General features: G+C 37.8%; 9 protein-coding genes. 7 read left to right on the top strand and 2 right to left on the bottom strand.

What is annotated here, in order from left to right:
• Positions 1–153 precede the first annotated feature (153 nt).
• Positions 154–1,869: an IS1634 family transposase gene (locus tag EHV10_RS02675; protein ID WP_128673293.1), complete on the bottom strand. Its 1,716-nt coding sequence runs from the start codon at positions 1,867–1,869 to the stop codon at positions 154–156.
• A gap of 464 nt (positions 1,870–2,333) precedes the next feature.
• Here EHV10_RS02675 and EHV10_RS02670 point away from each other — a divergent pair, with 464 nt between their 5' ends.
• Positions 2,334–2,852 carry a hypothetical protein gene (locus tag EHV10_RS02670; RefSeq protein ID WP_009663826.1) on the top strand — a complete coding sequence of 173 codons (519 nt, stop codon included), beginning with the start codon at positions 2,334–2,336 and terminating at the stop codon, positions 2,850–2,852.
• A gap of 269 nt (positions 2,853–3,121) precedes the next feature.
• Here the strand turns inward: EHV10_RS02670 and EHV10_RS02660 are convergent, their stop codons facing one another.
• The gene (locus EHV10_RS02660; RefSeq protein ID WP_128673292.1) at positions 3,122–3,394 is read right to left on the bottom strand and encodes a type II toxin-antitoxin system Phd/YefM family antitoxin; all 273 of its coding nucleotides are present in this window, start codon (positions 3,392–3,394) and stop codon (positions 3,122–3,124) included.
• A 162-nt stretch (positions 3,395–3,556) separates the two neighbouring features.
• Here EHV10_RS02660 and adhE point away from each other — a divergent pair, with 162 nt between their 5' ends.
• The 6 genes from adhE to rpoC all read left to right on the top strand — a co-directional run bounded on the left by adhE (position 3,557) and on the right by rpoC (position 21,119).
• Positions 3,557–6,157 carry a bifunctional acetaldehyde-CoA/alcohol dehydrogenase gene (adhE, locus tag EHV10_RS02655; protein ID WP_128673291.1) on the top strand — a complete coding sequence of 867 codons (2,601 nt, stop codon included), beginning with the start codon at positions 3,557–3,559 and terminating at the stop codon, positions 6,155–6,157.
• Positions 6,158–6,229: 72 nt separating this feature from the next.
• The gene (locus tag EHV10_RS02650) at positions 6,230–6,985 is read left to right on the top strand and encodes an aminoglycoside phosphotransferase family protein (protein WP_128673584.1); all 756 of its coding nucleotides are present in this window, start codon (positions 6,230–6,232) and stop codon (positions 6,983–6,985) included.
• 139 nt (positions 6,986–7,124) lie between these two features.
• Positions 7,125–8,291 carry a cation diffusion facilitator family transporter gene (locus EHV10_RS02645; RefSeq protein WP_128673290.1) on the top strand — a complete coding sequence of 389 codons (1,167 nt, stop codon included), beginning with the start codon at positions 7,125–7,127 and terminating at the stop codon, positions 8,289–8,291.
• A gap of 340 nt (positions 8,292–8,631) precedes the next feature.
• Positions 8,632–13,050: a hemoblobin-interacting domain-containing protein gene (locus EHV10_RS02640; RefSeq protein WP_128673289.1), complete on the top strand. Its 4,419-nt coding sequence runs from the start codon at positions 8,632–8,634 to the stop codon at positions 13,048–13,050.
• Positions 13,051–13,371: 321 nt separating this feature from the next.
• A complete protein-coding gene (rpoB, locus tag EHV10_RS02635; protein ID WP_128673288.1) occupies positions 13,372–17,277 on the top strand; it encodes a DNA-directed RNA polymerase subunit beta in 3,906 nt (1,301 codons plus the stop codon).
• Between the two features lie 101 nt (positions 17,278–17,378).
• A complete protein-coding gene (gene rpoC / locus EHV10_RS02630) occupies positions 17,379–21,119 on the top strand; it encodes a DNA-directed RNA polymerase subunit beta' (RefSeq protein WP_128673287.1) in 3,741 nt (1,246 codons plus the stop codon).
• Positions 21,120–21,273 lie beyond the last annotated feature (154 nt).

Genomic DNA, 21,273 nt, shown 5'->3' with positions numbered 1-21,273 from the left:
TTTTCCTATATAAAGATTTGTGTTTACAAATTATGAATAGCATAGTACAATCCTGTCTTTGACAGTTTTAAAAGTTAAAGTGCCCTTGAAACCCAGTGTTTTACCGGCTTTCAGGGTATTTTTATTTCGTTTTGAAACTGAAAAAATAGTATTTTATTTTCCTTTACTTTGTTTTTGTATTGTCCTCATTTGACTTTTTGTTATAAATTCAAAATCTGTATTAAAATGACAAATCTCATGTAGTTTATCTGTGAGCTCTGTTCGTTTATATAGAGGTATGAAACCTTGCTCTTTTATATATGCAAAATTAAAATCTTTTAAGGTCTTTAGAATCTCTTCGCATGTATACTTGTGTTCTAAAAATTTTTCAAGATATCTGTAAATAATCAAGGCTAAAAAGCAGGTTAAGAAGTGAGAAGTAATTCTATCAGTTCTTTGTAAAAATATCGGCCGTGCTTCAAACTCAGTTTTCATAATTCTAAAGCATTCTTCTATTTGCCAACGCTTTTCACTTATACTTAGTATTTCACTTACATTATCGTCAAGTAGGTCTGTTGAGATGGCATACATACCATCATACTTTGCCTCCTCATCTATTTTTTCTGTATTAAGAAAGTTATGTACATTTGCTTTTTCACCATCATCAGTTACCGAAATACTACCAAGAAATCTGGCTGGATCATTAGGATTTCTTCTTTCTTTTTTGATACTGCCTTTTTCAAGCATTAACTTAGCTCTTTCAACTTGTTTCTCTCTAATAGCTTTTTGGTATTTGGCATATTTTGGTGAGTATGTGATTATAAGTCTTTGAGATAAATCTTTCGGTGTATAGGGAGCATCTTTGTAATATATAGTCTCATCATCCTTTGAGATTTCAGCCAGATCTACCACTTTATCATCAGATAAACGTTTAAATCCTTTAGTATCTAAAGCCCATTCCCTATCCTGTGCATTAAGCTTTTTTATTGATTGAGTAACTACAAAAGCTCTTTCACCCATATGATTGTACTTTCTTATTTTTTCCGAACCAAGTCCGGCATCACTACAGTAAATAAACTTTTGACAATCAAACTCTTTTAAAATTTTTTCTTCAAGTGGTTTAATAGAGGTTTGTTCATTTGCATTTCCCGGAAATAGAGAAAAAGCAAGTGGAATGCCGTCACCATCCATAAACATACCCATTTGTATTATAGGGTTTGGTCTGTGTTCCTTGCTTTTGCCATATCTCTTAATGCCATCTTCATCCTCAATCTCAAAATAATAGTTAGTACAATCATAAAAAAGAAGCTTATCATTGCGTTTTCCGACTAAATGACTATTTCTATAAGTTTCAGATTGTATAAGGTCACATTCTTTACCGAGTACATTTAAAGAGCGATATACATCATGTAATTGGTAAGATGGTGGCTCTAAAAAATCCATAGAACAAGAGTAACTTGAGCGTTTACTGGAAGGTTCGAGTATTCTGGAGTAAATCAAATCGGATAATATCGAGTTGATATCAAACTTGAAGTTATACTTATCCCTTATCTTTCTACAAACTTTATGTAAGCCAAGTTTATAATAAAAGTACTGCAAAAACAGGTAACCTCCACGATAGAAGACTTGTTGCTGTGGCTGTAGTCGTTTGCTTGAGTTAAAAGAAAAATTTACTATTTTATCTTCTTTGTACTTCTGTGTTTCAAGTTTTGCCTCGGCACGAGCCCATTTCATGACGTCATCTCTAGTGGGTCCATGCTCTTTTAATAAATCAGCGAGAGTACCAAGTTTGCGTACATTTACAGAGGTGCTAACCCCTTTGTCATTTATAAAGCTTTTGGAAATATAGAAGGACTCTGCATTTTTTGATTTTGATGTAGTAACTTTCATAGATAACCTCCACACCTTATTATAGCATAAAATACTAGAAAATACTATATATTAAAACGAACATTTTGACAAAAATTTCAAGCGAGAAGTGTAGGCTATATGCGGGTTACAGGACTTTTTTTATGCCTATTTAGGTAAACAAACTGTCAAAGACCCGGGTAGAGTGCAGAGATAAAAACAAAATATGTATTTTCCTATATAAAGATTTGTGTTTACAAATTATGAATAGCATAGTACAATCAGACTATGCTATTTTTATTGATATAGTAAAATAATGTTACATATATTTTATAATTAAGGTTGAAGATTTAAAAATAGTATTCTATGGTTATAGACTTTTGTTATATTGGCATTGTATGAATTCTATAGTAGTAATATATGATGATTACTATAATATTTTATACATAATATTTAATATATATTGTGCGTATTTAATATAAATATATTATAAGGAGAACTATTATATGGAAAATTGGGGTACAGTGAATATTGAAGGAATGATATCCTTAATAAAGGAGTCCGTTGAAGAAGGTCATGAAGGTTCTGCTTTATTGTTTTTAGGAGAGCCTGGAATTGGAAAAGCAGAAGCAATAAAAGATTTGGCGACAGATATGGGAATTGGATTTAAAGAGATAAAGCTTGACCAAATTGATAATTCAGATATGAATATGCTACTAAAAATAGAGAAGCTTGATGATGGCGAAAGAAAGTTGAAATATTCACATAGTGATTTGTTGCCACAAATTGATAGAGATGGAGAGTCGGGAATACTATTGTTAAATAATATTACATCATGTACAGATGAGGTTTGGCATACAGTTTTTGATTTCACACGTTCAGATAGATGTGTTAATGCTTATAGATTACCTGAAAAATGGGTAGTTGTATATTTAGGAAACAGAGAAGAGGACGGGGTGGATTTTAAAAAAGAACCATGGGGGAAATTAATAAATAGGTGCTTTAGTCTTGTTGTAAATAAATAAAAGCTATAGGTTTTTAGATTTTGTTGTGGGCTGTTTTAGCCCACTTTTATTTGTGGTACATAATATTTTGTGCATAAAGTTAGATAAAGATTGTATATCAAATGTGTAGTGCTCTTTTTAGCAAGAGTAGATATAAAAAGAATATATTGTGTACTGAGTTTAGTATGAGAAGACATTAACGGTTTTCAATAATCATCATATTGTATTTCAACCATTTTATTTCTAATATATTTTTTATATCACGTTGATAATTTTCTGAAACAATAAGTCTATACTGTTCCATTATTTAATCCCTCTCGAAGACGTTTCATGGACTCCTCAAAACTTAATGTATAGTCTTTTGAAAAGTCATCTTCGCTTTGTTCCAAAAGCTTGTATAGTTCATATTTACTTGTTAATTTATTATATAAGTCAATGCTCATAACGGCTAAGTCACCTCGACCGTTTTTGGTAATAAATATAGGCTCATTTGTGTTATGACAAAATGTGGATATATCATTGTAGTTGTTACGTAAGTCTGTGCTTGATTTAATTATCGGCATAAAACCTCCTTTCTAAAGAAATCATAATATTATTTCTTTAGAAACTCAATAAATAAAAAATAATAATTTACAATAAAGTATTGACAAAAAAATAACAATGTTGTATTATACGAGTATGTTAAAAAAATAACGAAATATTTATTTTATTATGTCGGAGGAAATATGGCAGATAAGAATTTTATTGTAGATAATATCGATAACTTAAGCATCAGAATGAAAGAACTGAGAGATGCTCAAAGAGAGTTTGCAACTTACTCTCAGGAACAGGTAGACAAAATATTCTATGAGGTATCTATGGCAGCCAATAAAGCAAGATTCTCACTTGCAAAGATGGCGGTGGAAGAGACCGGAATGGGAGTTTTAGAGGATAAGGTAATAAAGAACCATTATGCGGCTGAGTATATTTATAATGCTTATAAGGATACTAAGACTTGCGGAGTGATTGAAGAGGATAAGATATTCGGAATAAAGAAAATTGCAGAGCCTATAGGTGTTATAGCTGCGGTTATCCCAACAACCAATCCGACATCTACAGCTATATTTAAAATACTTCTGGCACTTAAAACCAGAAATGCCATTATAATAAGCCCACACCCAAGAGCAAAGGATTGTACAAACTATACTGCAAAAATGCTTTTGGAAAAGGCGGTGGAAGCAGGTGCACCAAAGGGAATAATAGGCTGGATAGATGTACCTTCACTTGAACTTACCAATGAGGTAATGCATGAGGCTGATATAATACTTGCAACAGGTGGTCCGGGAATGGTTAAATCGGCGTATTCATCGGGAAAGCCTGCAATAGGTGTAGGTGCCGGAAATACACCGGTAATTATTGATGAAACAGCCGATATCAAGATGGCGGTAAACTCAATAATCCACTCAAAGACTTTTGATAACGGAATGATTTGTGCTTCAGAGCAGTCTGTAACTGTAATGGAGAGTATATATAATGAAGTAAAAAAAGAGTTTGCATTCAGAGGATGTTATTTTCTGAAGAAGGACGAGCTTAATAAGGTAAGAAAAACAATTATTGTAGGCGGTTCTTTAAATGCAAAAATCGTTGGACAGTCTGCATTTAAGATTGCGGAGATGGCAGGTGTAAGCGTACCGGAAAGTACAAAGATACTTATCGGTGAAGTAGAGTCTGTTGACATAAGCGAAGAATTTGCTCATGAAAAACTTTCACCTGTACTTGCAATGTACAAGGCAAAGACATTTGATGAGGCTATAGCAAAGGCTGAAAGACTTGTTGCAGACGGTGGCTATGGACATACATCAGCTATTTATATAGATGTAAATGAAAAGGAAAAACTTACTATACATGAAAGTGCAATGAAAACTTGCAGAATACTTGTAAATACTCCGGCTGCTCATGGCGGTATAGGTGATTTGTACAACTTCAAGCTTGCACCTTCACTTACTTTAGGTTGCGGTTCATGGGGCGGAAACTCTGTTTCAGAGAATGTAGGCGTGAAGCATCTTATTAATATAAAAACTGTAGCACAAAGGAGAGAAAACATGTTGTGGCTAAGAACTCCTGAAAAGGTATACTTCAAGAGAGGTTGTCTGCCTGTAGCGCTTGATGAGCTTGGAAATGTAATGCATAAGAAGAGAGCGTTTATAGTAACAGATACATTCCTTTATAAGAACGGATATACAGATGTTATTACAAAGAAGCTTGATGAGATGGGTATAAGACATACTTGCTTTTATGATGTAACACCGGATCCTACACTTCAGTGTGCAAGAGAGGGTGTAAAGGCAATGGCTTCATTTGAGCCTGATGTAATTATAGCACTCGGCGGCGGTTCGGCTATGGATGCCGCAAAGATAATGTGGGTTATGTATGAGCATCCTGAAGTTAACTTTGAAGATATGGCAATGGACTTTATGGATATCAGAAAGAGAGTATATAAATTCCCTAAGATGGGTGAGAAGGCATACTTTGTTGCGGTACCTACATCATCAGGTACAGGTAGTGAGGTTACTCCTTTTGCTATCATTACAGATAAGGATACAGGAATAAAGTGGCCTATAGCAGACTATGAGATTCTTCCGAATATGGCAATAGTGGATGTCGACAATATGATGGATCAGCCTAAGGGGCTTACAGCCGCATCAGGAATTGACGTACTTACACATGCTCTTGAAGCATATGTATCCATAATGGCTACAGATTATACGGACGGACTTGCGCTAAGAGCAATGAAACTTGTGTTTGATTACCTTCCTTCAGCATATGAGAACGGAAGTGCGGATCCTATTGCAAGAGAGAAGATGGCGGATGCTTCATGCCTTGCAGGTATGGCTTTTGCAAATGCCTTCCTTGGCGTAAATCACTCAATGGCACATAAGCTTGGTGCATTCCATCATATAGCACATGGTCTTGCAAATGCGATTATACTTACAAGAGTAATGAGATATAATGCTGTAGATGTACCTACAAAGATGGGAACATTCCCACAGTATGAGTATCCTAAGGCAAAAGCCAGATATGTAGAGGCTGCTAAATACTGTGGTGTAACAGGAAAAAATGATGATGAGATATTTGAAAATTTCATAAAGAAAATAGAGGAATTAAAGAAGTTCATCGGAGTAAAAGAGACTATAGCACTTTATGGTGTAGAGGAAAAATACTTCTTAGACACATTGGATGAGATGAGCGAGCAGGCATTTAATGATCAATGTACTCCGGCAAATCCGAGATATCCGCTTATAAGTGAGATCAAAGAGCTGTATATGGACGCTTATTACGGTAGATAATATAAATTTGAGCGTATTGTATTAGACTTAATTTTAGAAAGGAGACGGATGTATTACACATCTGTAGAAAGTATGGATTTGACAAATAAAAAGCTTATTTTAGAGAGACCGCATAAGAAAGTATATGAAACCGATGATTGCATTATTAAAGCATTCAGTGGTGAACATCTGAAATCTGATGTATTTAATGAGGCGCTGAATCAGGCAAGAATAGAAGAAACAGGGCTTAATGTTCCGAAGGTGCTCGCCGTAGAGGAAATGGACGGCGGATGGGCAATAGTAATGCTTAAGAAAAACGGTAAGACATTAAAAGAGATTATGGAGTCCGACAAGGAAAATACAAGAAAGTATATGGAGATGTTTGTGGATATACAGCTTGATATTCATTCAAAATCATCACCGCTGCTTAACAGAATGAATCTTAAGTTCAGCAGACAGATAAATGAGTTAAAGGATCTTAATGCAACCATCAGATATGAGCTTTTAACAAGACTTGACGGCATGAAAAAGCATACAAAAATATGCCATGGCGATTTCAACCCAAGTAATGTGCTTGTTGGAGAAAACGGTGAAGTTTCAATAATTGACTGGTCTCATGCCACTCAGGGTAATGCTGCCGGAGATGCGGCAAATACCTATCTCTTATTTGCTCTTACAGATAAGGAACTTGCAGATATGTACATGGATATATACTGTGAAAAGTCGGATACGGCAAAACAGTATGTACAAAGATGGCTTTCAATAGTGGCTGCGCAGAGATTATCAAAGCATATAGAGGCGGAGAAGGAACTCTTGATGCAATACATTGATGTTGTAGACTATGTTTAGGTAAAAATTAATGCAAACCCCATTCTGTTATAATAACAGAATGTTCCAAATTCAATATAAAAAGAGATTGTATGCAACTTACAATTGCGTACAATCTTTTTTTAATGTATAATCTACATCCATATAAAGAAAGGAGAAGATGTGTAAACATCTAAGAAAAATGAGCAAAGATATAAATTCATCCAATTTCAGAATGGATGCAAATGAAAGAAGAAAAAGAATTATAGGTGTATCCATAATAGGTATAGTAACAAATCTGTTGTTGGGAGCGTTAAAGGCGGTACTTGGAATACTTTCAGGCTCAATTGCTCTTGTAAGTGATGCTTTAAATAATATCACGGACTCCTCATCATCACTTATTACTATAATAGGTACAAAGCTTGCAGGTAAGGCACCTGATAAGCAGCACCCTTTCGGACATGGAAGAACGGAGTATCTTACAAGTCTTCTGATTGGAGGTATCGTATTTATTACAGGTTTTCAATCTCTTATCGGTTCGCTAAAGGCTATTTTCAATAGAGAAGAGATGAATACGAGTATTGTTACTGCAATAATAATTATTGCCACAATTGTTGCTAAAATTGTTCTTGGTACTTTTACTGAAAACAGCGGTAAAAAATACAATTCCGGTGCATTGATTGCCTCAGGTGCTGATGCAAAAAATGATGCTATAGTGTCTTTGGTAACTCTGATATCTACATTAATATATATGTTTACAAAAATTTCTGTGGACGGTATTGCCGGTGTTATTATTTCGGCATTTATATTAAAGACTGCATATGAAGTACTGTCAGATACCGTAAAGAAAATACTCGGTGAAAGAGTGGACGGTGATATGGTAAGGGGTATAAAGGAGATTGCAAGAAATACCGAAGGTGTTATAAATTGCTTTGACCTTATACTAAACGACTATGGCCCCGATTTTTATACAGGATCTATAAATGTGGAAATAGAGGATAGCAGAAGTATCGGAGAGATATATCCTATTTTGCATGAGGCCCAGACAAAGATTTATGAGAAATATAATGTATTTCTTGTATTCGGATTTTACTCTGTAGACGTAAATGATGAAAAATATAAAAAGATAAAATCAATACTCAAAAACTATAAAGAAAATGAAAGACATATCATTAACTATCATGGAATAGTTATAGATGAAAAAGACAGTACTATTTATTGTGATATAACAAGAGACTTTGATATCAAATCTGAAACCGTTATAGAAAACGTAAACAGAATTTTGAAAGAGGAATTTCCGGAGTACAAAATACATGTAAATATAGATACTGAATTTGCCGGAGAGTAGGATAACAATCAGTTAATACAAAAGCTGATCAATAAATATACATTAAATTGAAAAGTGAATTTTTTATTCTGTAGATTGTATCTAATAAAGTACTTGAAATACAAAAAAAGTACATAAAAACAGCTTGAAATAAATAAAACCTTTTAGTATACTGACAAGAGTTAGCAAGTGCTAACGAGTGTAATATAATAGAACTTAAATGCAAAGGGAAGTGTTTTTGCAAGAGTATTTGGTCAAAACGTATTACTACATTCTGATTTTGATGCTTTTTTGTAGTACAACATTCCCTTTATTTAGGTTCATGAGTTAGTGGCCACTAACTAAATGTAATAGGAGATTTATGAAAAGAAAGCTATTTTTAAATGTAGGTGTTGGAGCATTAAGCATATTGATGGCTGCAACACAGGTTACACCGGCTTTTGCGGGTTCATGGAAGAGCACACAGAGCGGATGGAATTATATAAATGATAACGGCAGCAAGGCTTTGGGTTGGACTCAGACTCCAAGCGGCTGGTATTACCTTGATACCGACAGCGGTATTATGCAGACAGGTTGGAAGAAGGATGCGGCCGGACATTGGCATTTCCTTAATACAGCCAAGGGAGCTGCCGAGGGTATAATGCTTACAGGATGGAATTGGATTGACGGTTATTGCTATTATTTCAATCCTCAAAGCGGACCGGATCAGGGTAAGCTTCTCGTAAATACTACAACTCCTGACGGTTACAAGGTCAATGCCGACGGTAAATGGGAAAAAGACGGAAAAGTTGTATTCTCACAGGGTAAAGGACTTTCTTCAACAGCAGGTGCGCCGGAAAATAATGGCGTTCAGTCAGCAGCAAAAAAGAGCACAACAAGCTCTAAAGGAAGTTCAGGCGGCAGTTCGAGAGGCGGCTCAGGCGGCGGAAGCTCAAGAGGCGGAAGCGGTAGAGGCGGTTCAAGAGGCGGAAACGGTTCAAATGCGGCATCTGTAGGTGGAAATACCACAGAAAATAACAACACTTCAACAAGCGTATCACAAAATCAAAACGCAGGTACAGATACAAATTCAGGAAATAGAGGATATTCTTTAGGTGATGTAGAGCACAATGCCAATACAGTAGAAAATAATACAGCAAGTAATAATGTGGCAGGTACAGAAAATAACGCAGGCAATAATGTGGCTTCAAATAATGAAAACGCAGGAACTACAGGAAACAACACAGGTAGTGAAGCTGCAAACAATGCAGGAAACACCTCAAACTCTGAGGCTTCAAATAACGCAGGTAATACAGAAAACAATGGAGCGGCAACTACTGAAGAAACAAATAATGATAAATTTGCATATGTAAATTATACAAAAAATGTAAATACAGATTTCGGAGAGTATGTTGTAGTTGCATTCAAATATGGAACTATTGATGATTATAAAGTGTTGGTAGACGGAGTAGATGTTACTTCAAACATGACCAAAGTAGATGATGACGGACATGTTGTTAAGTGGCTTTCAAGTGTATCAAATCCTTCCGCATTACAGATTGTAAAAAAGTCTGATAATGATACTCAGGACATCACACTTGCAGGTGGAGAGAGAAAGAATATAACAAAGACTGATGTAAAGGCACCTAAGTATGTGTTATCAAACGGTCCTATTACAAAGTTTGACTATTTCCTTGAGACCTATGACAATGCCGGAAAAGTAAGAAAGAATGCTTCAAAGACTACATTCACATTACAGTCAAAGAAGGTAGATTCGGCAGCAGCTGCGGTTCCTTCACAGTACTATATACCTGTAACAGAGATAGACAATGTGGGAACAGGTAGCATAAAGATAAAGCTTCAGCTTGAAAATGAGGAGCAGGAGAAGTGGTTTGAAGGACTTAACAATATTAAGCTTCTTAGCGAAGAACACAATATTATAAACTCAAACCTTGTATATAATAAGTCTGTAGAGACAAAGTATGCAAAGGTGGGAGTTATAAATATTCCGCTTCCTCAAAACAATGCCAGAAGCAGAGGCGATTACTATGTAAGTATAGGTTCTTCAAACGGCAATGAAAGAATAAGCCTTCCTATATCATTGGTAAGCAGTACAAACTTTAAGGTAATGCGTGACAGCACAACACCAAATCCGAAGATTGGAGAAAATATCAGATTTAAGATAGTTGATCCGAAAAACAATCAGAGCTTCGGAAATGATGTAGGTGTGGTAATGTACAGAGTAACACTTACAAAACCTGACGGTACTGTTATTGAATTGCCGAAGATTTCAGGATGGCATAATATTTCAGAAATAGTACAGATTACAGGAACAGACAGTACTTCAGGTAAGGTGTATACAGATGTGGCCGGAGTTTATACAGCTACAATATACACAAAGGGGTATAAGACTCTTACAAAGAAGTTTGAAGTATTAAAGAGTGACGGTTCATCTGTGTTAACAACACCTGTAAGTGATGAGTCTAAGACTGTGGATGCGATATCTGCCCCTACAGTAGGCAAAAATCATGCAGGAAACAGAGAGTCTTCAACAATTACAAAGGTTCTTGTAGGTGGAGGAAGTTCTTCATCTTCTTCAAGTTCAGGAAAGAAGGCGGATTCGGTATCAGGTGCTACAGGTAAGACAGGCGGTAAGGCTGATGCTACATCGGGAGCAAGCGGAAGCATGATGATAAATTCATACCTTATGTATGATTATGATCTGCTTACTAATGCAATGATTTTGAACGAAATCGGACTTAGAACTAAGCAATCCGATGCTGTAATGAACTGGTGGTTTGAGCAGTCACCTGAGGCGATTGTTGGAGAAGATAAGAGTAAATTATATCTTCTTAACAACTTTGTGGATGCATATAAGGATGCAAAACTTGAAGGAAAGGTTCTTACATTTGAGGACTATATCAAGTCTGAGAATGCAACTACAAGAAATATTGTCGGAAATGTAAAGAATGTACTTGAAAACGGTAAGCTTGGTACTATTTATCGTTACGGTAATCTTGTAGGAGAAGCGGCACCTACATTTGAAGGTCTCACACAGGCAAATGCAGACAGCTTTACAATAACTACAGACAATGCGGATTTCTTAAAAAATCTCGAGTCTGTTATACTTGACGGATCATCACCTCTTAGAGGCGACAATTACCTAAAGCAATATGAAGTAAGTGCAGACTATAAGAGTATTACACTTTATAAGAGTGCATTCAATAAATATCTTGCGCCTATTGTAGGAACACATAAACTTGCTCTTAATTCTATAGGTTTTGAGAAGATAGAACTTGACCTTACAATCACAGATACTTTGGAAGAAGTGGAACTTAGTGATGTAAGTGAAAAGCATGAAACGGATTCGGAAATAGTTATAAAGGCTGTTAAGGATGATGATGCCAAGAAGGGCGATTTCCTTAGTAAGCTTGGCAGCGTAATGGTTCAAAGTCCTGACGGTACATTAAAAGATGTAATATCCGCATCTGCAGGCGGTTATACTTCAAATTCAGTTTATACTGTTGCGGACGGAAAAGTTACACTCCGCGGAGGGTTGTTTAAAAATGCAGGTGAGTATACTATCTACCTTCAGTCAAGCGATAGAAATTACCCTGTAAAATCTATTAAGGTAAATATAGCACAAAAAGAGGAGACTGTTGCTCCGGTAGTTCCTGAGATAACAGGGGATGCACAGGCGCCTAGAGCAAAATCAGGTGCAAAGACAAATTCAGTCTTTAATGAGCAACTTACAATAAAGTTTGAAGGCATGGAAGGTGAAGAGCTTGATAAGTATCTTAATGCTATAACATCAGTAACTGTCAATGAAGAAGCATATACAAAGGCCGGAAGAATGGGATTTGGATGGGGAAGAGAACTTGAGTTTAGAGTACATGCAAATGCTACTTTCGGTGGACGTAAGGTAAGTGAATTGTCAGTTAAGGGTGCTAACGGTAAGTTTAATTCTTCCAAGTACGATTTTGTAGTAAAGGCTGAGGGATATAAGGATCTTACGTTTACAATGAATGCTGACGGAACTATAGCGGATGCTGTAGCGCCGGTAGTACCTACACCTGCTCCTGTGGTAAATCCTGTGGAGATAGAGAAGGTAGAATCTGTAAAGTATAATAATGCTGATGTTTATGCTGTTACACTAAAGGGAGATGCGGCAAAGATTAATGAGTTTATAGAGAAACTTAATGCTGTAGAAGTAAACGGTGTAAAGGTTGAAGAAGGTACAATATCTATTCTTGGCAGAGATTTCTTTTCCGTAGACAGTAATAATGTGATCTACATAAAATCAAGAAAGATAAAGGGATTTGCAGACAAGCTTGTATTTAAGGGAGAAGGTATGGATGATTTAGTTTATACTACATCTTCACAGATAGCTACACCGGCTGTTACAGGTTCAGAGATTAAGACAGGCTATGATAGTTTTGTAAGATTAATATTTGATGATACAAATAAAGTGGTGCTTAAAAAGTTCACAGAGTTGATAAAGTCAGGCAATGCAACCGTAACTGTAAACGGTGTTACTTACAATAAGGGAATTAATATTGCAAATGCCAATACATATAAGCTTTCATCAAATATGGCTTACGGGTATACTCAGTTTATAGACCTTTCACTTAACGGATTTAATCAGGCAAGTAATGAAGTGGTAATAAGTTCTGAGAATTTTGATACTATCAGATTTAATGTAGAGATAGCTGAAAATGCATCTGCTTCAGGAAACAGAAGAACAAGAAGAGATTTGAGTGCAGTGGAAACGGCTACATCTTCAAATGCAGTAATACGATAAAATTAAATATTATATTTGATTGGATATGCCTCCTTTTAGGGTAGATTAGTAAAAGTACTTATCACTTTATAAGGGGGTATTTTTGATATGTAGAAAATTGAAAATAAATGAACATATGTTCCGTATTGACATATTGACTTTATTTTTGTAAGATGAAAGTTGCACTATTGTAGGGATTTTTGTGCCCTTTTAGAGGTGTTTGGACGTGAAAATGTCCAATGTAACTTGCCTAACGGCTAAACAAATTGAATAGATTGCTCTAATTATAACATAGAAAAATCTAAATTCATAGAATAAAAAATATACAGGGGTGAAACGTCAATGGATAGAAGCAAGATGCATCCGATAACTTCCGGAAAGAGCATGAGGATGAGTTTCCAAACACAAAAAGAAGTTCTGGAAATGCCAAACCTGATAGAGATACAAAAAGACTCATATCAATGGTTCCTGGATGCAGGCCTAAAAGAAGTTTTTAGGGATATATTTCCTATAGAAGATTTTGCGGGACATTTTAGCCTCGATTTTGTCAATTTTAAATTGGCAAGAGATGAAGTTAAATATTCCATAGAAGAGTGTAAGGATAGAGATACAACATACGCAGCTCCGTTAAAGGTGAAAATCAGACTTACCAATAAGGATAAGGATGAGATAAACGAGCATGAGATCTTTTTAGGAGATTTACCACTGATGACAGATACCGGATCATTTGTAATAAACGGTGCGGAGAGAGTTATAGTAAGCCAGTTGGTTCGTTCACCGGGTATTTATTATACAATCGATCACGATAAAATAGGTAAAGAGCTATTTATGTGCCAGGTCATACCAAATAGAGGTGCATGGCTTGAATACGAAACAGATTCTAACGATATCTTTTATGCAAGAGTGGACAGAACAAGAAAAGTTCCTATTACAGTACTTTTGCGTGCTTTCGGTCTTGGAACAAATACTCAGATTATAGATATGTTCGGCGAGGAGCCGAAGATTATGGCGAGTTTTGCAAAAGATCCGTCTGAAAATTACCAGGACGGTTTGCTCGAATTATACAAGAAGATCAGACCGGGCGAGCCGCTTTCAGTAGACAGTGCTGAAGGTTTGCTTAAAGCAATGTTCTTCGATGCCAGAAGATATGATTTGGCAAAGGTGGGAAGATACAAATTCAACAAAAAACTCCATTTCAAGAACAGAATAAAGGGACATACTCTCGCAAGAGATGTGGTGGATGAGAATACAGGTGAAGTATTGGCACAGGCGGATACTGTAGTTGATGCTCAGACTGCAACAGCAATACAGAATGCGGCTATTCCTGCCGTATGGATAAAAGGAGCAGAACGTGAAGTAAAAGTTCTCTCAAATATGATGGTGGATATCGAAAGCTATGTACCTGAGCTTACAGACCCTAAATCTATCGGAGTTACAGAACAGGTATATTATCCTGTGCTTCAGAAATTGATGGAGGAAAACGAGGGTGAGGAGCTTATAAAAGCTATTGAGAAGAATATCAATGAGCTTATTCCAAAGCACATCACAAAGGAAGATATTTTTGCTACTGTAAACTACAATATGCATATAGAAGAGCATATCGGAAGCAAGGATGATATCGACCACTTAGGAAACAGAAGAATAAGAGCGGTAGGAGAGCTGTTACAGAACCAGTACCGTATCGGTCTTACAAGAATGGAGAGAGTTGTAAGAGAGAGAATGACCACTCAGGACATTGAATCTATTACACCTCAATCACTTATAAACATTAAGCCTGTAACTGCTGCAGTTAAGGAGTTCTTCGGAAGTTCACAGCTGAGCCAGTTCATGGATCAAAACAACCCACTTTCAGAGCTTACACATAAGAGAAGACTTTCAGCTTTGGGACCGGGAGGTCTTTCAAGAGAAAGAGCCGGATTTGAGGTTCGAGACGTTCACTATACTCACTATGGAAGAATGTGCCCTATCGAGACACCTGAAGGACCTAATATCGGACTTATCAACTCACTTGCAAGTTTTGCAAGAGTAAATGAGTACGGATTTGTAGAGGCGCCTTATCGTGTTGTGGATAAGTCACAGGACCCTGAAAACCCAAGAGTTACAGAAGAAGTAGTATATCTTACAGCCGATGAAGAGGATAATTTCACAGTTGCGCAGGCGAATGAACCGCTTGATGCCGAAGGACATTTTGTAAACAACAATGTTTCAGGACGTTACCGTGATGAGACTTCAGAGTTTAAGAAGAAAAATATAGATTTGATGGACGTATCACCGAGAATGGTATTCTCAGTGGCTACAAGCATGATTCCTTTCCTTGAGAACGACGATGCTAACCGTGCGCTGATGGGTTCAAACATGCAGAGACAGGCAGTGCCTCTTATGATTACCGACGCACCTGTAGTCGGTACAGGTATGGAGACCAAGGCTGCAGTAGACTCAGGTGTTTGCGTTGTTGCCAAGAATTCCGGAACGGTAATTGAGTGTTCATCAGATAAGATTGTTATTAAAAGAGATGATGATGCGGTACTTGATACTTACAAGCTTATTAAGTTTGCAAGAAGTAACCAGTCAAACTCATATAATCAAAAGCCGATAGTATTTAAGGGCAACCATGTAAATGCCGGTGAGGTTATTGCAGACGGTGCTTCTACATATAATGGAGAGATAGCCCTTGGAAAGAATCCACTTATCGGTTTCATGACATGGGAAGGATACAATTATGAGGATGCCGTACTCCTTAGTGAGAGACTTGTAGAATATGATGTATATACATCCATTCATATCGAGGAATACGAATGTGCGGCAAGAGAGACTAAACTTGGACCTGAAGAGATTACAAGAGATGTACCGGGAGTCGGTGATGATGCTCTTAAAGATCTTGATGAGAGAGGTATTATCAGAATCGGTGCGGAAGTAAGAGCCGGTGATATACTTGTAGGAAAGGTCACTCCAAAGGGAGAAACAGAGCTTACAGCGGAAGAAAGACTTCTTCGTGCAATCTTCGGTGAGAAGGCAAGAGAGGTAAGAGATACTTCACTTAAGGTACCACATGGTGCATACGGTGTTGTTGTCGATGCGAAAGTATTTACAAGAGAAGCCGGAGATGAATTGGCTCCGGGAGTTACACAGAATGTAAGAATTTATATAGCACAAAAGAGAAAGATCTCTGTCGGTGATAAGATGGCCGGTCGTCACGGTAATAAGGGTGTTGTTTCCAGAGTATTACCTGTAGAAGATATGCCTTTCCTTCCAAACGGCAGACCGCTTGATATCGTACTTAACCCTCTGGGTGTGCCTTCACGTATGAACATCGGGCAGGTACTTGAGATTCACCTCTCACTTGCAGCAAAGGCACTTGGCTTTAATGTGGCTACTCCTGTCTTTGACGGTGCAAACGAGAATGACATTATGGATATGCTTGAAGTTGCAAATGACTATGTAAACGGTGATTGGGATGACTTTGAGAATAAATATAAGGATGTACTTGACCCGGGAGTTGTAGAATACCTCGGTTCACATCTTGAGAACAGAAAACTTTGGGAAGGTGTTCCTCTTTCAAGAGACGGTAAGGTAAGACTTCGTGACGGTAGAACAGGAGAGTACTTTGACAGCCCTGTTACAATAGGCCACATGCATTATTTGAAGCTCCACCATATGGTAGACGATAAGATTCATGCAAGATCTACAGGACCATACTCGCTTGTTACTCAGCAGCCACTTGGCGGTAAAGCACAGTTCGGTGGACAGAGATTCGGAGAGATGGAGGTTTGGGCTCTTGAGGCTTATGGTGCATCATATACATTGCAGGAGATCCTTACAGTAAAATCCGATGATGTTACCGGCCGTGTGAAGACATACGAGGCTGTTATCAAGGGAGAGAACATACCTGATGCAGGTATACCTGAGTCATTCAAGGTACTTTTAAAAGAGCTTCAGTCTTTGGGACTTGATATTAGTGTACTTGGTGAAGACGGAAGAGAAGTGGAACTTAAAGAGAATACGGAATATGCAGATCTCAGCATTCACTCTATTATAGAGGGTGAGAGCAGACACCATGGAAGAGAAGATTTCAAGTCTGCAGGTTATAGTGAGCAGGAAGTAAAGGACGGCGAGTTTGTATCCGTTTCGGATGATGCAAGTGAGTTACAGGATAGTGCCGATGCTGACTATGATGGTGATATAGATTCGGGGGATGATTCCTCCTATGACGAAGATTCATTTGATGACACAGATAATTTCGAAGAATAATCTGAAAGTGGAGTGAATACTTATACAGCAGATGCCCTACTTGGCATCTGCAAAAATCAATGAAGTCGATTTATCGTTTTATATAGAAGGGAGCAAATTTTATGCCTGAAAACAATGATGCTTATCAGCCAATTTCTTTTGATGCAATTAAGATTGGTTTGGCTTCTCCTGAAAAAATACTGCAGTGGTCTCACGGTGAGGTTACAAAACCTGAGACTATCAACTATAGGACATTAAAGCCTGAGAGAGACGGTCTTTTCTGTGAAAGAATATTCGGACCAAGTAAGGACTGGGAATGTCACTGTGGTAAATATAAGAAAATCCGCTACAAAGGCACTGTCTGTGACAGATGTGGTGTAGAGGTAACAAAGTCCAGTGTACGTAGAGAGCGTATGGGTCATATCAAACTGGCCGCGCCTGTATCTCATATCTGGTACTTTAAAGGAATTCCTTCAAGAATGGGTCTTATCATGGATATTGCACCTCGTATCTTGGAGAAAGTATTATACTTTGCATCATATATAGTATTGGACGGTGGAGACACTGCCCTCAACTATAAGCAGGTGCTTTCAGAAAGAGAGTATAGAGATGCAATCGAAACCTATGGATACGGTTCTTTTAGAGCCGGTATGGGTGCAGAGAGCATTTTAGAAATATTAAGTAATATAGATCTTGAAAAAGAGTCGGTAGAATTAAAAGAAGCATTGGTAGATGCTACAGGACAAAAGAGAGCAAAGATTATCAAAAGACTTGATGTTGTAGAGGCTTTCAGAAGTTCGGGAAACAAGCCTGAGTGGATGATACTCACAAATGTACCTGTTATACCGCCTGATATCAGACCTATGGTACAGCTTGACGGTGGTAGATTCGCTACCAGTGATTTGAACGATCTTTACAGAAGAATTATAAACAGAAACAACCGTTTGGCAAGACTTTTAGAGCTCGGTGCTCCTGATATCATTATCAGAAACGAGAAGAGAATGCTACAGGAAGCTGTAGATGCTCTTATAGATAACGGTAGAAGAGGAAGACCTGTTACAGGTCCGGGAAACAGAGCGCTTAAATCGCTTTCAGATATGCTAAAGGGTAAGCAGGGACGTTTCCGTCAGAACCTTCTCGGAAAGCGTGTTGACTATTCCGGAAGATCTGTTATCGTAGTAGGACCTGAGCTTAAGATCTATCAGTGCGGTCTTCCAAAGGAGATGGCTATAGAGCTCTTTAAGCCTTTCGTAATGAAAGAGCTTGTAGAAAAGGGAACAGCTCATAATATAAAATCTGCCAAAAAGATGGTAGAAAGAATGCAAAATGATGTATGGGATATCCTTGAGGAAGTTATCAAAGAGCATCCTGTAATGCTTAACAGAGCGCCTACACTTCATAGACTCGGTATTCAGGCATTTGAGCCTGTACTTGTAGAGGGTAAGGCTATCAAGCTTCATCCGCTTGTATGTACAGCGTTCAATGCGGACTTTGACGGTGACCAGATGGCTGTACATTTGCCGCTTTCAGTTGAGGCACAGGCGGAGTGTAGATTCCTTTTGCTTTCACCGAATAACCTTCTTAAGCCTTCAGACGGTGGACCTGTTGCCGTTCCTTCACAGGATATGGTTCTGGGAATCTATTATCTGACACAGGAAAGACCGGGAGCAAAGGGAGAAGGTAAGTTCTTTAAGAGTGTAAATGAGGCGATTCTTGCATATGACAACAAGATTGTTACATTGCATTCGAAGATAAAGGTCAGAATAAGTAAAAAGCTTGAAAACGGAGAAGTTTTATCAGGTACTGTTGAATCAACAGTGGGTAGACTTTTATTTAATGAAATAATACCTCAGGACCTCGGATTTGTAGACAGAAGTATTCCGGGCAATGAGTTAAAGCCGGAGATTGATTTCCTTGTAAAGAAAAAGCAGTGTAAGCAGATCCTTGAGAAGGTTATCAATGTACACGGACTTTCAAGAACAGCGGAAGTACTGGACGATATAAAGGCAATCGGATACAAGTTCTCAACTATTGCATCTATGACTGTTTCTATTTCAGATATGACAGTACCTGAGAGTAAGCCTGAACTCATAAAGAATGCGCAGGCTACAGTTGACAGAATTGCAAAGAACTATGCCCGTGGATTTATTACTGAAGAAGAGAGATACAAAGAAGTTATAAAGACTTGGGATATGACGGATAAGCAGCTTACAAGAGACCTGCTTGACGGACTTGATGCATACAACAATATCTTTATGATGGCCGACTCCGGAGCGAGAGGTTCAGATAAGCAGATAAAGCAGCTTGCAGGTATGCGTGGTCTTATGGCTGATACAACAGGACATACTATCGAGCTTCCTATAAAGTCAAACTTCAGAGAGGGTCTTGACGTTTTGGAGTACTTTATCTCAGCTCACGGTGCGAGAAAAGGACTTTCAGATACGGCTCTTCGTACAGCCGATTCAGGATACCTTACAAGAAGACTTGTAGACGTTTCACAGGATTTGATAGTTCGTGAAACAGACTGTTGTGAAGGCAAGGAAATTCCGTTTATGGAAATCAAAGCTTTTTCAGACGGTAAGGAAGTTATTGAGAGTCTTGAGGAGAGAATTACAGGTAGATATATTGCGGAGACTATAACAGATCCCGATACAGGAGAAGTCGTAGTTAAGGCAAATCATATGTGTACTCCAAAGAGAGCCGCTGCCGTAATGAAGGTGCTTGAAAAGCTTAACCGAGACAGCGTAAAGATAAGGACGATACTTTCATGTAAATCACATACAGGTATCTGTGCTAAATGCTATGGTGCAAACATGGCTACAGGACAGGCTGTACAGGTAGGTGAGGCTGTAGGTATTATTGCCGCTCAGTCGATCGGTGAGCCGGGTACACAGCTTACTATGCGTACTTTCCATACCGGAGGTGTTGCCGGTGGAGATATCACACAGGGTCTTCCCAGAGTCGAGGAGCTTTTCGAGGCAAGAAAGCCTAAGGGTCTTGCAATCATCACAGAGTTCGGCGGTGTTGTAGAACTTAAGGATACCAAGAAAAAGCGTGAGATCATTGTAACAAACAATGAAACAGGTGAGTCAAAGACATATTTGATTCCATACGGCTCAAGAATAAAGGTTCTAAACGGAGACGTTTTGGAGGCCGGTGACGAGCTTACAGAAGGTAGTGTAAACCCACATGATATCCTTAAGATAAAAGGTGTTCGTGCGGTTCAGGACTATATGCTTCGTGAAGTTCAAAGAGTTTACAGACTTCAGGGTGTTGAGATCAACGATAAGCATATAGAGGTTATCGTTCGTCAGATGCTTAAGAAGGTAAGAATAGAAGAAAACAATGATGCAGATGTACTTCCCGGAAATTCAATGGATGTTCTGGATTACAATGATATGAATGAAAAGCTTATCGCAGAAGGAAAGACTCCTGCAGAAGGTAAGCAGGTAATGCTTGGTATTACAAAGGCATCTCTTGCTACAGATTCATTCCTTTCAGCGGCATCATTCCAGGAGACTACAAAGGTTCTTACAGAAGCCGCTATCAACGGTAAGGTGGACCACCTTATCGGACTTAAGGAGAATGTACTTATAGGTAAGCTGATACCTGCAGGTACAGGTATGAAGAGATACAGAAGTGTAACTCTGAATACAGACGAATTCATCGGAGATGATGATGAGATTATCTTAAGTGAAGACGATCCTGCACTTCTTGATATCAAAGAAGAGCTGATAGCTGATGCAAAGGAAGCACTTGAGTCTGAGGAAAAGGCTCTTGAGAGGGAAAATGCTGAAGAGCTTTCAGAAGTTGAAGAGAGTTCTGATAATGAAGAAGCAGATGCTAAGAGCGATGAAGAATAAAGATAAAAGGGAGACTGCCTGTGTGGCGGTCTCTTTTTGGTTGTTATATTTCAATTTCGGTAAGGATATTTAAGAATATTACTATTGAAAAATATTTATATTCATCATAAAATAAAGGGGCTGTGAAATAAGTCCATAAAAGAAATAGGACCAT

Origin of the sequence: Lachnoanaerobaculum gingivalis (assembly GCF_003862475.1) — a bacterium.
Lineage (GTDB): Bacteria > Bacillota > Clostridia > Lachnospirales > Lachnospiraceae > Lachnoanaerobaculum > Lachnoanaerobaculum gingivalis.
The sequence above is the reverse complement of the archived record's forward strand: the minus strand, read 5'-3'. Positions and strand labels throughout refer to the sequence as shown.

What these genes read in the sequence shown, in the direction of transcription:
- EHV10_RS02675 (WP_128673293.1), bottom strand. Translation starts at nt 1,869, where the DNA reads ATGAAAGTTACTACATCAAAATCAAAAAATGCAGAGTCCTTCTATATT.
- EHV10_RS02670 (WP_009663826.1), top strand. Translation starts at nt 2,334, where the DNA reads ATGGAAAATTGGGGTACAGTGAATATTGAAGGAATGATATCCTTAATA.
- EHV10_RS02660 (WP_128673292.1), bottom strand. Translation starts at nt 3,394, where the DNA reads ATGCCGATAATTAAATCAAGCACAGACTTACGTAACAACTACAATGAT.
- adhE (WP_128673291.1), top strand. Translation starts at nt 3,557, where the DNA reads ATGGCAGATAAGAATTTTATTGTAGATAATATCGATAACTTAAGCATC.
- EHV10_RS02650 (WP_128673584.1), top strand. Translation starts at nt 6,230, where the DNA reads ATGGATTTGACAAATAAAAAGCTTATTTTAGAGAGACCGCATAAGAAA.
- EHV10_RS02645 (WP_128673290.1), top strand. Translation starts at nt 7,125, where the DNA reads ATGTGTAAACATCTAAGAAAAATGAGCAAAGATATAAATTCATCCAAT.
- EHV10_RS02640 (WP_128673289.1), top strand. Translation starts at nt 8,632, where the DNA reads ATGAAAAGAAAGCTATTTTTAAATGTAGGTGTTGGAGCATTAAGCATA.
- rpoB (WP_128673288.1), top strand. Translation starts at nt 13,372, where the DNA reads ATGGATAGAAGCAAGATGCATCCGATAACTTCCGGAAAGAGCATGAGG.
- rpoC (WP_128673287.1), top strand. Translation starts at nt 17,379, where the DNA reads ATGCCTGAAAACAATGATGCTTATCAGCCAATTTCTTTTGATGCAATT.